This window comes from Jiulongibacter sediminis, from assembly GCF_001306455.1.
Lineage (GTDB): Bacteria > Bacteroidota > Bacteroidia > Cytophagales > Spirosomataceae > Jiulongibacter > Jiulongibacter sediminis.
In genome coordinates, this window is sequence record NZ_LGTQ01000013.1 from 112,976 (window position 1) to 126,202 (window position 13,227).

The window sequence follows — 13,227 nt, forward strand, 5'->3', positions numbered from 1 at the left end:
AGATGACTCTTTTTTTGAATTAACTTTTATTGCAAAGCCGCAATCCAAACTTGTAGCCAAGCCAGGTATAGGTTCTGGCGTTTTCGCCAAACCATCGGCTCGTTCTTTCAGAAAGCAAAAGCTTGTAAGAGGAGAAGTCAAGACTCTCATCATAGCCCACATAGAAGTTTAAAGTAGGGGCTACAAAAACGGCGAGTCTGTCAAATACTTTGTATTCAAAGCCTAGGGAGGCTCTGTAGTGCTGATCTAAATAGGAAAACTCGCCATCCTGAAAATAGACAGAAGAAAGGATGTCGAGATTCGAGCCCAATCGCTCTCCGTATTTCCAGGAGGTTCCAAGGCCATACCCCACACCTGCCAAAGGTTTATTTGGCCGGCCATAACTGAAGGAGGTATTAAAAATATTATAAAACTTCTGCACCCCGGTTTTGAAACTAATCTCTGTGTTATTTAGCTCTGATGCATTGAATTCCAGTCTTCGATATCCGTTTTTGTGAACGTAGCTGAAAAACCCAATTGGGACGCTATTGTTGATTCTGTCATAGGCCATATTAAAGACCCCAATCTGCAAACCATTCAGTCGGGTGGCATAGTTAAAAGGGGCTATTTGAGTGCCTCTCATTTCGGAAAAAGCGACATTAAGGGAACCTGCCGCTTGAAGACCTTTTGAGTCTTTTACTGAAATATTAGTGGCTCCGGCAGCCATAATGCCTGAGGAAGTTCCCAGATTGATGTTGGCTGCTCCAGCCGCCTGAACGCCAGCAAAGCTTCTGCCGGTCAAATTCAGTGTGCCGGCGGCCTGAACACCTGTCATGTCTTTTCTGATAAAATTGGCAACTCCACCCACTTCCAGCTTTCTGACACTTCCGGTATAACCTGCGACAAGATTAATGGAAACATCATTGGTCACCACTGGCCCCAGGCGAAGATTTGTGCCAAGAAACGGTAAAAAGGAAATCTGGAAGGGTTTGTAAAGACTGTCTTGAATATTCCTGAAGTGGAGGTTTTGTTTGGTGGTCATTAACCAATTTAGAAAATGATCTTTTCCTTTTTGGTAAGTAGTATCAATAAACGCCAGCTCTTCACTAAAGTCTAGATTAACCTTTTTTTCTTTTTCTTCCATTTCAGGTACTGGCACCGGTTGGGGTTTCGAATTTGAAGATAGCCTTTCTTCAATCTTGGGTGTTGTGTCCAGTTTGACTTGTGGAGTTTTAATAGCCGAAACTTCTGCGGTTAAAACTTTTGGTTTTATCGTTTTTTGAAGCTCAACGGAGAGCTTTTGGTCACTTCGGTTATTGATAGGTTGAATGAGTAAATCATAATCTTCCTTTGAGAATTTGAGGTCTATGTCTTTTTGCTGAACGGGTAGTTTGATTTTGTAATACCCATGGGTATTTGTGAGAGCTGAGGCCAGTGTTTGGGGCTCATAAATACTGACATTTTTAATCTCCTGACCTGACTCGCCGTCTCGTACATAACCGCTGATATAGAAATCACGTTTAGGGGCTTTTTGTAAAATGATGTGGGTGCCGTGTACTTTATAACTTATTGAAGGCCCAAGGATTTCATTCAAAATATGATCAAGGGTTCGTGACTCAGCTTTGTAATTGATGTTTTTATCAAATTCAAGAACTCTGGGGTTGTATGAAAAATGAACCTCAGATTCTTTTTCCAGCATCTTTAGAGCAAGCTCCAGCGGTTGGTTTGAAATGTTGATACTTACTCGTTTTTCAAGAGTGCTACTCTGAGCCCGGGCGGAGAAAACAATAAAGAATAGTAAAGGAATTATAATGAGCTTTTTCATAATAGAAGGTTTGTGTTACTGGTCAGCTTTATGACAAGCGAACCCTTAAATTCCCCTATTCTTTTTTGGCCAAAATATAGGTTTTATCTTTTATGGAAAGCTTCAAGTCCAAGGTTTCGGCAATAATGCCGAGGGCATCAGACAATTTTTCGTTCTCAAAACGTGTCGTCAGTTGATAGTTTTCCCATGCAGAGCCATCCAGCTTAATTTCAGCCACATATCCCTTGTTCAGTGTATGAATGACATCTTCAAGCTGAGTCTGGTTAAACTCAAAAACTTTTGTTTTGAATGCAAAAACATTTCTGTCAAGAATAATGGCCGTCTTTATAGTGTCTTTGAGACTTTGGTAAAGAGCTTCTTCTCCTTTGTTCAGAACTACTTTTTTGTCATTCGATTTTTTGAATTCAACACGTCCGGAGTTGACACTTACCTTTACATCAGCATCACGTGCTAAAACATTGAAAGAGGTCCCCAAAACCTTTATTTCGGTGCCGTTGGCTTCAATGATAAAAGGCTTATCCGGGTTTCTGGCAATATCAAAAAAAGCTTCGCCTATGAGTTTAACCCTTCGTTCGCCTGTCTCAAAATGCTCAGGATATTCCAGATGACTGAAACTATTTAGTGTTATGATGCTACCATCGGCCAGCGTATGCTCTGTTTGATTTTGCTCGGTTTTTATGGCGGCATATTGAATAGGCTCTTCCTTCCCGGGTGATAAGATAAAGTAAGTGCCCAGGAGAAGACAAGCGGCGATTGCAGCTGCCCAAGCAGTATAATTCGGCTTCTTTTTATTGACGGTCTGAGCAGCTACTTTTTTCCAGGCCTTATTGGTATCAGGTTTGAACACAACCTGCTTTTCTGAGGCCAGCCAAATTTTGTGGTAGCCTTCCAACTCTTTTTGCCGCTCACTACTTCCTTGTAACCAATGATCAACTCTTGACAAATCATCAGCATCGGCATGCCCTGCAAAATATCTTCCCAGTAATTCTTCGTCCAGATTATTGCTCATGATCCTAACAAAATTAAAATGATACTTACCAAATAGTCAGCTAATGAGGTCCTCATAATTTTAAGGGCTTTACCGATTTGGTTTTCAACGGTTTTGACTGAAATACTTAGTTTTTCAGCGATCTCTTTATGCCTTAACTGATCGATTCTACTCATTCTGAAAACCCGCTGGCACTCTGTAGGAAGGTTTTCAATGACTTCATCAATTTTACCTTTTAGCTCCTCAGCCTGAAAGTTTTCTTCAACCTCAAGGTGGTAATTAGTCTCAAAAAACAAGCTATGATCTGTATAAGCGGCTTTTACTTTGTCGTGTTTAATTGAATTCAGGCATCTGTTATGAACTGAGCGGAAGAGGTAACCTTTTAAAGAACCGGATATAATTGTCTTTTCTCTGTTTTCCCAATAAGTAACAAATACCTGCTGAACCAGGTCTTCAGCTTCTGCCTGTCTGTTAAGAAGGGAGAAGGCATATCGACACAGGCTGTCATAATGAAGCCTGAAAACTTCTTCAAAAACTGAGGCGTCTCCGGCCCTTAGAGCATGAATTTGCTTTTCAGACAATGGTTGAAGGGTTCCTTTTTGAACTGCAAACATACAGGCTTATTCGTTCATTTAGTTGTAAGACAACTTAAAATGAGGCTTCACCTATGCTGTTTGAAAAAATATTGTAAAAAAAGACTAACAATAATAGGGGGTAGGATGGGGTTAATTGTCCTGTAGGAAATAACAACAAATGAAATATGAAAAAGCTATTGTATCTATTCCTGGTTTTGCCATTGTTGCAATCATGTATTTATAAAAATAATTGGGACAAAACACCTCCCGGAGATTTAACAGAGGAGATTTATAACCTTGATACATTTGATGAGGTGGCTTTGGGCTCTGCCTTTCGGGTTGTGATTATTCCTTCCACAGAGTTCAGGTTAACTGCCAATGGGGTGGAAAGAGATTTGAATGATTTGAATGTTCGGGTCATCAACAGAACTCTCAAAGTATCTTATGTCAACAGAAATTGGCTTAGCGGCTTGAGTCGCGACCGCATGGATTTGCTCATTGAGCTACCCGACCTCAAAGTGGTGGATATTAGTGGAGCGGCTAACGTTGAAATCGAGGATTTTACTTCTTTTGATTTACTGGAAGCAGATGTTTCGGGTGCAGCAAAGCTCATTATAGATGTGCCCATGCAAGAGTTTAAATCTGATATTTCAGGTGCATCCAATATTGAGTTGAAGCAAAATGTACCACTCATTCGCTCTGATCTTTCGGGTGCTTCAAAACTTTTGGCTTTTGACACTAACGCCGAGGAGGTTTTTCTGGAACTCAGTGGAGCCAGCAAGGCCAATGTTTCGGTAAGCGACTATCTGAATGTTTCAGCGAGTGGAGCCAGTACGGTTAATTACCGCGGTACTCCAAGAATTGATCAGGAAGTGTCTGGAGGTAGTAAAGTAAAGAAAGACTAAATCAAAACTCTCGTCCGGCGAGAGGCTGCTTATGAAGTAAGTACGTCGGATGAGTGTTTTTACTGTTTTTCCTGAAACAGTATGAAAATATTCTCGCTGTCAAGTCCTATTACTTCATGCTCTTCATTGATGGGAATCTCGAAAACCTGAAGACTTTTCAGCTCTATTTTCTTCAATCCTATTTTAAAAAGAATTTTGCCTTTAAGTACTGTCAAAATTGTCTTAAAAGAGGTTTTATGTTTGGTTAATACCTGTTTATTCAGTAGTCCAATGGCCAGATAATTAGATTTATCTGTCTTCTCAATGATATTCACTGAGGGCTTTTCTGAATCGAACTGAATTTCGTTTAAATTCTTCATGCCCGAAACTAGTTGAAGAATTGATATGGATTTATGAGGTTGATCACAACAGGCTGTCTAAAAGAAAAGAGCATGCTTCCAATTTGTAGGAAACATGCTCTTTTGACAATCAGTGAAGAAGATTACTTCACCTCCTGATATTCTACCGTGGTATCTCCACCCGCTTGAATGTTGACTAATTCAAGGTCAAAGTTCAGATCCTGACCGGCTAAAGGGTGATTTGCATCCAACTTGATAGTGGTCTCTGCCACTTCAACAATTTTTACGGGAACAGTCTGTTGCCCGTTATGCATATTTAGTGTGCCACCAACTTCCAACGGAATGTCGTTCGGAATCTGAGCTTTCTCGAAATCAAAAATCATTTCAGGGTTCGGATCACCGTACGCCTCTTTTGCAGGAATATTGACTGATTTCTTATCGCCAACTTTCATTCCCATCACGCCGTCATCGAAACCTTTGATTACCATGCCGCTACCTACTTCAAACTCAAGTGGCTCGCGTCCCTCTGAGCTGTCGAAAAGTGTACCGTCATTCAATGTTCCTTTGTAGTGCACCTTGATGGTGTCTCCTGATTTTACCATTACTTGTTTGTTTTATAATAACAGATGCTGTTTTTCAACATCTTCACTTGTTCTGATTTAATATGCTTTCGCAAAAAGCACTCTTCTTTCTGAAGGCTTACCGGTCAAAATACATTTACCCTTACAAGCATCTCCATCGAAAGGGATACAACGAATCGTTGCTTTAGTGAGTTCCTTGATTTTGTCCTCTGTTTCAGGCGTTCCATCCCAGTGGGCTGAGATAAACCCACCTTTTTCTATCTGAGATGTAAAATCATCCCATGAGTTAACTTCGGTGGTGTTTTCCTCTCTGAAGTTGAGAGCTTTTTTATGCATTGATGATTGTATCTCATCCAGCAGGTCAATAATGTATTGGGCCGAGCCCTCTAGTGGCCTTTGTTCTTTGGAAAGTGTATCTCGTCTGGCAATTTCAATTAAACCTTGTTCCAGATCCCTCATTCCCACAGCCACCCGCACTGGCACTCCTTTCATTTCATATTCAGCGAATTTCCAACCTGGTCTCGCCTGATCGTCATCATCAAATTTTATGCTTATTCCGGCAGCCTTTAAGTCATTTAGTAACGGAGTAATGATTTGTCTGATTTGTTCGAGTTGCTCATCACCTTTATAAATAGGCACTATGACCACGTGAATGGGTGCCAGTTTTGGAGGTAATACAAGACCCTGATCATCAGAGTGGGCCATGATTAAGGCACCCATTAAACGGGTACTTACACCCCATGAGGTTCCCCATACGTATTCGAGGGATCCTTCTTTACTTTGGAATTTTACGTCAAATGCCTTTGCGAAATTTTGCCCAAGAAAATGGGAAGTGCCGGCTTGAAGAGCCTTACCATCTTGCATCAAAGCTTCTATGCAAAGGGTGTCCTCCGCCCCGGCAAAACGCTCATTGGCTGTTTTACGACCTTTTACCACCGGTACCGCCATCCATTCTTCGGCAAATTTGGCGTAGATATCAAGCATTCTGGCGGTTTCCTCTACGGCCTCATCGCGGGTGGCGTGAGCAGTGTGTCCTTCCTGCCATAAAAATTCGGCAGTTCTCAGGAATATTCTTGTTCTCATTTCCCAGCGAACAACGTTAGCCCATTGGTTTAAGAGAATAGGTAAGTCCCTGTAAGACTGAACCCATTTTTTGTAGGTACTCCAAATAGCTGTTTCCGAAGTAGGTCGGACGATAAGCTCTTCCTCTAATTTGGCTTCCGGGTCAACGACAACACCATTTCCATTTTCATCGTTTTTGAGACGATAATGGGTAATTACCGCACATTCTTTGGCAAAGCCCTCTACATGGCTGGCTTCTTTTGAGAGGTATGATTTGGGAATAAAAAGTGGGAAATAAGCATTGTTATGCCCCGTTTCTTTAAACATATCATCCAAAGCACGTTGCATTTTTTCCCAGATTGCGAAGCCATAAGGTTTTATGATCATACAGCCTCGTACATCGGAGTTGTCAGCCAGATCGGCACGTTTTACCAACTCATTATACCACTCAGAATAATTTTCACTTCTTGAAGGAAGCCCTTTTGCCATTTTACATGTATTAATATTTAGAAAACTGTCTAACTAAACCCTTTTGCCTAACAATTTGTTAAGGTTTCAAACGGGCTTGCAAAGATAAGTTTTTTAGGTAGTTTTGTATGTAACTGCAGGTTCACATTGTTAAGAAGTTGTTAACAGAGTTAATATTTTATAAAAGTGATGCAACCTAAAGCTGCCAATCTGCATCTAACAGATAGATTGTAATAATTGAATAATCAATAGAACTATGAAAAGTTTAAAATATATAGGTTTCTCGATAATGGCTGCGGCTGTTTTCTCAGCCTGCTCCACCAGCAAGACTGTAGTGAGTAACGGTGAGTATGATGATCTTTATGGTTCTTCAGAAAGTGCCCGTGTGGTTTATTCACCAACGGTTTCTAAGAAAGCAGATTCTTATGCTCCTGATTATCTGGAAAATTACAGCGATGCATATGACCGTATGCCGGTAGATACAACTATAGATGGTACAGATGCTTATTATGATGAAAATTATATAAGCTCCAGAGAGTTAAATAGAAATGTTTCACCTGATGCAGGTTATTCTTCAGGATATGCTGATGGGTACTCAGAAGGCTGGAACGATTACGCCTGGAATACACCATACTCATGGAACCGATTCGGTTATAACAACTGGAACACATGGAATACCTGGAACTCTTGGAATGCCTTGGGATACAGCCCTTGGGGTGGAGGAAATATGTTCTTTGGTGCTTATGGCTATGTGCCGTTAGCAACAAGAATGGCATTATCTTATGGTTACAGCCCTTTTGGATGGAGCTCACCATGGGGTTTTAACAGTTTCGGAATGTCTCCTTGGGGTTTCAGTAGCTATGCATATTCTCCATGGGGTTATAGATATGGCTCTTACGGAATGTATGGATATGGTTTTAACAATTTCGCAAACGGATGGTCCCCGTATTATGGAGCTCAGCCTGTTTTTGCTAGCAGAGCCTTTAATGATACCAGATTCGGAACGAAGAGAACTTACGGACCAAGAATTGGTGGCCGATCTACGAGTATCTATAATGATGGTTTTGTGAATACCAGAAGGCCTGCGGCAACAGCTTCGTCAAGAAGAATGAGTACCGGTACACAAACAGCAACAAGAGGCGAATTAACTTCCAGGGCCAACGGTGTTGTAGCAAGAAGTAACAGACCTACATCTTATGATAGCTACACCAGAAGAAGTTCAGGTAACTCAATGACAAGATCAGGAGTTAACAGAACGACTAGTAGTGGCAGAGCATACTCTCCTGCTAGCTCAGGTTCTTCTTCTTATGGCAGAAGCACAGGGACAAGCTCAAGAACAGGTACTTTTAACAGGACTGCGGTCAGAAGTTCAGGTTCTGCAACAGGAAGCACCTTTAGCAGAGGTAACGCCTCAAACAGAACTTCAGGATCATACAGTCCGAACTCGGGAAGCCGGGATAGCGGTTACAGTAGACCAAGTACTCCTTCAAGAAGTAGTGGTAGTTACTCAAGTCCTAGTAGAGGTTCAAGCAGCGGAAGCTACTCAAGAGGAAGTAGTGGTGGCTCAAGCTCAAGAAGTAGTGGAGGTTCTTCAGGTGGTTCAAGAGGGCCAAGATAGAACATAAGTCAGACATCACTTTAAGGTGGTGGAAGTATAAAAGATAATACCCCGCCAGAGTTTCAAACGAAGTTTGGCGGGGATTTTTTTGACCTTTGTTTGGACTAAAACACATAAATAGATATGAAAAAGTCATTAGTAATAGCAGTATTAGCCTTTATTATCAGTTTTACACTGAAAGCTCAGGTAGACGTTAGTGGCCACTTCTACGGAGAAGACGCTTTTAAGTTTTCTCAATATAAAAACTACGGAACGGCACGTACCTCAGGTATGGGAGGTGCCTTTACAGCCTTAGGCGGAGATGCCAGCAATACTTTCGTAAACCCGGCAGGTCTTGGTTTTTATAACAGATCAGAGTTTAGTATTTCCCCATCGTTCAATAGTTCTTCTACAACAACCAATTATTTGGGGCAATCTGCCATCAGAAATTCTTCGAACTCTTCTATTGGTAACGTTTCAGTTATTTTCAATGGAAAAAGTAGAGGTCAGTCAAAAATGAAGTCAAGTTTTGGGATTAGTTATAATAATCTGGTCAATTTTCACAATGAGTTTGATTATCAGGGAGATAATAATGCGAGCTCCATTCAAGATTACTTTGCAGAGCAGGCTACTTTTAGAGGAGCTAATTCTTCAACATTAGATTCTGAGTTTGATCCTGTAACTGGAATTGCAGACACACCTGAAGCTATGTATTATCAGGCCTACATGATTGACCCATACGAAAATGGATATGTTGTGGTAGAACCAAGTTTTCCGGTTAGTCAATCGGGCAGGGTTTCAGAGCAAGGTAACCTTGGTCAGCTAAATCTGAGTTACGGAGCTAATATTCAGGATAAAACGTATCTGGGTGTTTCTGTTGGGTTACAGAGCTTGAATTACAACTCCATAAACAGGCATGATGAGTCTTTTCCTAATGGAGAAGTTTTCAACGCTTTCGCAAATCAGGATGAGCTGGTTGTGAGGGGTACAGGAGTGAACCTTTCAATTGGGATGATTTACAGAATTACAGATGATGTACGTTTTGGGTTAAACGTTACCACACCAACAGCCTTGAGAACACGCGAGACTTTCTATTCGGCAATTAATATTGACCAGAAGCCAAATACATTTCAAACAGATTTTCAGACAATTGAAGTGGTTCCCGGTGAATTTGATTACAGAATTACTACGCCGTTGAGAGCCAACGCGGGCTTAGGGTATGTATTGCCAGGTAAAATTGGTGTAATTAGTGCTGAGGCTGAATACGTAGGGTATGGCGGTATGAATGTCAATGACAAGCAAAGTCAGGCCTGGAGTAGTGAGCAAAACAGAGGTATAGAGGATTATTATAAAGATGTTATCAATCTTAAAGGAGGTGCAGAGTTCAGATTCGGAAAGGCCAGAGTAAGAGGTGGAGTCAATTATTTGGCCGACCCTTATGTTTCTGATAATGGCTTAAATCGTTCAAGTCTGATTTTGTCAGGAGGAGCAGGGTTCCGTTCTGCAAGATTCTTTGCAGATGCTTCTTATTCTGCGAACAGTTTTGATACAGCATATTCGCCGTACGTGTTGAGCGTGCCAGAGAACTTTGATACGGCAGTAACGACTAACCGTTCAGGTATCTTAACATTTACAGTTGGTACATTCTTTTAGAGAAATGAGGATATCGAGAATTAAAAAAGAGCGGCTTATGGGCCGCTCTTTTACTTATATTATACCTTTTCTTCCGTTATCCTCTTGCAAATTGAGCGTCCAAAATCCACATAATGGTGCTTGCATCGGTATCTCCTTCAATAACGATATCTGCTTTTTTGTATATCTCAATACGCTCATTATAAGTTTCCTGAAGCGTAGTTAGCAAATCGTCATTTTCAAGTTTAAACATCGGTCTGTTGTTCTTTCTTGAAGATCGCATTCTTTCTTCCAGGTTTTCCGGTGAAACATCAAGGAAAACACTGATGCCAGTTTCTTTGATATAATCGATGTTGTCATTAAAACACGGGGTTCCTCCTCCGGTAGCTATAACAAGTTTGCTATCCACCGGAATTTTTCTCAACTGATCGGTTTCTACTTTTCTGAAGTAGTCTTCACCTTCAAGTCTGAAAATTTCTTTGATTTTTTTTCCCTCAGTTACTTCAATCTTTCGATCAAGATCTACGAAATCGTAGTTTAATTCTTTGGCTAATTGTCTTCCTAGTGTGCTTTTGCCTGATGAAGGCATCCCTAACATATAAATATTAGTGGTCATTCGTTATATACAGTTCTTTAATCTATTAACAATTAATTTTAATCCAGTATTTCTAAAACCTCATTTTTAGATGGAATATTGTGGCCACTCCATTTTCCTTTAACCACACCATCGTTTAACACATAAATCACAGGATTTGTTCTGGCCATGGCCTTTAAAACCTTCTCATCGGTATTGTAGAAATTGCCCGGTAATTTGTGTTGTTCAAAATAGCCTTTGAAATCGTCAAGGATCAAAGAGGTGAGAACCATAGATTCAATATTTTCGCCGGCCAGTTCTTGACCTAATTGACTGAGTTCGCTGAGCTCCTCTTCGCTGACTCCGTCCGTTTTTTTGAAGATAATGAGCATTTTTTTGCCGTTAAACGACTCCTGAGTGTAATCGTTACCTTCAATATCAGAAACGGCGTAATCTGTGATTTTTGGTTTTAGATCATCTTCATTAAGGACGATTGATGAAACATACTTATACCTGGCCGTGTCCATCAGATATTCTATTGATTCAATCTCCTTATTCTCATCTTTATCGAGGAAGGTATACTCAATAATAGGTTTGACACCTGTCGGCTCCATTTGTTTTGGCAGACTTTTGCCTTCAGCATAAGGTAAGAAGTCGAGGATTGGCAGATATCGTTTGGCATATAATCCAATGCCAAATGCAATTATGGTAGCTAGAAAAGTGGCCGGTTTCGCCAGAAACGACTCATTGTATTTTTTACGGTAGGCAAAAATTATAAGAATTACTGCAACGCTGAAAATGTCTTTATAAAAGGAATGCCATGGTTTTAAATGAAGGAAATCACCAAAACAACCGCAGTCTGTTACTTTGTTAAAATATGCCGAATAGAAAGTAAGGAAGGTGAAAAAGGCCATCAGGCCAAGAACAATCCACGCTGTTTTCTTCATTTTGAAGGAAAAAAGAAGGGCTACTCCAAGAATTAATTCAGCAGCACAAAAAACCAGTGATAGGAACTGAGCCTGACCTGCGAGTAGTTCAAAAAAGCCACTTAATGCAGGAAGGTCTTCAGCGAACACTTCAAAATATTCCTGAAGCTTCAAGCCTGTGCCATAAGGATCCACCACTTTTACAAAACCAGAAAAGATAAACTCAATACCTACCAGTATTCTGGCAATGTTTGCAATCAGTTTCATTATTTTTCTTCGTCAAGTTTAATCATACAGAAAACAGCATAGTTGATGATATCCTGGTAGCCAGCTTTAACACCTTCAGAGATAATTGTTTTTCCCTGATTATCCTCAATTTGCTTAATTCTCAAAAGCTTCATCAGAATAATATCGGTCATGCTACTTACTCGCATTTCTCTCCAGGCCTCGCCGTAGTCATGGTTTTTGTTAAACAACAGAGCCATCACTTCGTCAATTCTTTTGGCATACTCAGAGGTTAAGTTGTCGTCTATTGCTTTTTTCTCTTTTTCTTCAATCAAAATTAGAGCCATAACGCAATAATTGATGATGCCTATGAACTCAGAAGTCTGCCCTTCGTCTACTTTTGAGAAGCCATTTTCCTGAATAGTCCTGATTCTCTGAGCTTTGATGAATATCTGATCAGTAATTGAAGGGAGTCTTAAAATCCTCCATGAAGTGCCGTAGTCTGAATTTTTCTTTGAGAATATATCGCGGCATTTGTCAATCACCGCCTTATACTGAGATTCTGTTTTCTGCATTAGATGTAGGGAAAGGGCAAAATTTTGTTGATTTGCAAAGCTATAAAATTAAGGCAATTCAATTTACCATGAAACAACTTATCAATGTTAAAGGAAAGCTAATGGATTTGGGCCAACCAAAGATCATGGGGATTCTTAATACTACACCCGATTCTTTCTATGCCGGGAGTCGTGCGGAAGGATTTTCAGAGATCAAAAATAGGGTCGCTCAGATGGTAAAAGAAGGTGTTGATATTATTGATGTAGGAGGGTACTCCACACGGCCAAATGCTGAAGCAGTCAGTTTAAAGGAGGAGTTAGGGCGTATTTTGCCTGCAATTGAGTTCATCGGTAAGATGTATCCACAAATTCCTGTCTCGGTCGATACTTTCAGAGCAGAAGTTGCCAAAGAAGCTGTGGCTGCCGGAGCGGCAATTGTCAATGACGTCTCAGGTGGTAACCTTGATGATCAAATGTTTGAGACTGTAGCACATTTGCAGGTGCCATATATCCTTATGCACATGAGGGGAACTCCTGCAACAATGAGCTCTTTAAATCAGTATCAGGATTTAATACTAGAGGTAATCAGAGAACTGGAAATGAAAATTAATCGACTTAGTGAATTAGGTGTCAAGGACATTATTGTTGATCCCGGTTTTGGCTTTGCAAAAAACGTTGAACAGAATTATTGCATGCTGAAGCACCTTGAACAATTTCAGGTGCTTGATCGACCTCTTTTGGCAGGGCTTTCACGGAAAAGTATGATTTGGAAAAAACTGGCTATAAAACCAGAAGAAGCCCTGAATGGAACCTCGGTTCTGAATACTGTTGCTTTAACGAAAAAAGCGGCCATTTTGAGGGTTCATGATGTTAAAGAGGCGGTAGAAGTCCGAAACCTCTTGATTCAGAATATTTTATAAGCGGATGGCGGAGACCGTAAAATAATTTTCTATAATTTTAAGTATCAATGCTTTCGACGAGGGTTTTGAATGATCTAT

At 40.5% G+C, this 13,227-nt stretch carries 13 protein-coding genes; 4 read left to right on the forward strand and 9 right to left on the reverse strand.

Going from position 1 to position 13,227, the window contains the following annotated elements:
* Positions 1–19: 19 nt before the first annotated feature.
* From AFM12_RS16890 to AFM12_RS16900, 3 genes are read right to left on the reverse strand one after another with little or no spacing between them, the layout of a single operon-like run.
* Positions 20–1,804, reverse strand: a complete 1,785-nt coding sequence (locus AFM12_RS16890; RefSeq protein ID WP_055150679.1) for a carboxypeptidase-like regulatory domain-containing protein — start codon at positions 1,802–1,804, stop codon at positions 20–22.
* Between the two features lie 55 nt (positions 1,805–1,859).
* Positions 1,860–2,813 carry a FecR family protein gene (locus tag AFM12_RS16895; RefSeq protein WP_055150682.1) on the reverse strand — a complete coding sequence of 318 codons (954 nt, stop codon included), beginning with the start codon at positions 2,811–2,813 and terminating at the stop codon, positions 1,860–1,862.
* Positions 2,810–3,406, reverse strand: coding sequence for an RNA polymerase sigma-70 factor (locus tag AFM12_RS16900; RefSeq protein ID WP_055150685.1), 597 nt, complete (start codon positions 3,404–3,406; stop codon positions 2,810–2,812). Before AFM12_RS16900 ends, AFM12_RS16895 begins: the two co-directional genes overlap by 4 nt.
* A 146-nt stretch (positions 3,407–3,552) precedes the next feature.
* Between AFM12_RS16900 and AFM12_RS16905 the strand changes: the two genes are divergently transcribed.
* Positions 3,553–4,272, forward strand: coding sequence for a GIN domain-containing protein (locus tag AFM12_RS16905; protein ID WP_082391397.1), 720 nt, complete (start codon positions 3,553–3,555; stop codon positions 4,270–4,272).
* 59 nt (positions 4,273–4,331) lie between these two features.
* Here AFM12_RS16905 and AFM12_RS16910 read toward each other — a convergent pair whose 3' ends face one another.
* From AFM12_RS16910 to proS, 3 genes are all read right to left on the reverse strand, one after another.
* A complete protein-coding gene (locus tag AFM12_RS16910; protein WP_055150691.1) occupies positions 4,332–4,631 on the reverse strand; it encodes a cupin domain-containing protein in 300 nt (99 codons plus the stop codon).
* Positions 4,632–4,753: 122 nt separating this feature from the next.
* The gene (locus AFM12_RS16915) at positions 4,754–5,212 is read right to left on the reverse strand and encodes an FKBP-type peptidyl-prolyl cis-trans isomerase (RefSeq protein ID WP_055150694.1); all 459 of its coding nucleotides are present in this window, start codon (positions 5,210–5,212) and stop codon (positions 4,754–4,756) included.
* 57 nt (positions 5,213–5,269) lie between these two features.
* Complete coding sequence (gene proS, locus AFM12_RS16920) at positions 5,270–6,742, reverse strand: proline--tRNA ligase (RefSeq protein WP_055150698.1); 1,473 nt, start codon at positions 6,740–6,742, stop codon at positions 5,270–5,272.
* A gap of 235 nt (positions 6,743–6,977) precedes the next feature.
* Here proS and AFM12_RS16925 point away from each other — a divergent pair, with 235 nt between their 5' ends.
* Positions 6,978–8,339 carry a hypothetical protein gene (locus AFM12_RS16925; protein ID WP_055150701.1) on the forward strand — a complete coding sequence of 454 codons (1,362 nt, stop codon included), beginning with the start codon at positions 6,978–6,980 and terminating at the stop codon, positions 8,337–8,339.
* A 123-nt stretch (positions 8,340–8,462) separates the two neighbouring features.
* Positions 8,463–9,971, forward strand: coding sequence for a PorV/PorQ family protein (locus tag AFM12_RS16930; RefSeq protein ID WP_055150704.1), 1,509 nt, complete (start codon positions 8,463–8,465; stop codon positions 9,969–9,971).
* A gap of 76 nt (positions 9,972–10,047) precedes the next feature.
* Here the strand turns inward: AFM12_RS16930 and AFM12_RS16935 are convergent, their stop codons facing one another.
* From AFM12_RS16935 to AFM12_RS16945, 3 genes are read right to left on the reverse strand one after another with little or no spacing between them, the layout of a single operon-like run.
* Positions 10,048–10,566, reverse strand: coding sequence for a shikimate kinase (locus tag AFM12_RS16935; protein WP_055150707.1), 519 nt, complete (start codon positions 10,564–10,566; stop codon positions 10,048–10,050).
* A 38-nt stretch (positions 10,567–10,604) separates the two neighbouring features.
* Entirely contained in the window at positions 10,605–11,717 is a 1,113-nt protein-coding gene (locus AFM12_RS16940) for a BT_3928 family protein (protein ID WP_055150710.1), read from the reverse strand.
* The gene (locus AFM12_RS16945; protein WP_055150713.1) at positions 11,717–12,250 is read right to left on the reverse strand and encodes a DUF1599 domain-containing protein; all 534 of its coding nucleotides are present in this window, start codon (positions 12,248–12,250) and stop codon (positions 11,717–11,719) included. Before AFM12_RS16945 ends, AFM12_RS16940 begins: the two co-directional genes overlap by 1 nt.
* Positions 12,251–12,318: 68 nt before the next feature.
* Here AFM12_RS16945 and folP point away from each other — a divergent pair, with 68 nt between their 5' ends.
* On the forward strand, positions 12,319–13,149 hold the full coding sequence (gene folP, locus AFM12_RS16950) for a dihydropteroate synthase (RefSeq protein WP_055150716.1): 831 nt from the start codon (positions 12,319–12,321) through the stop codon (positions 13,147–13,149).
* Positions 13,150–13,227 lie beyond the last annotated feature (78 nt).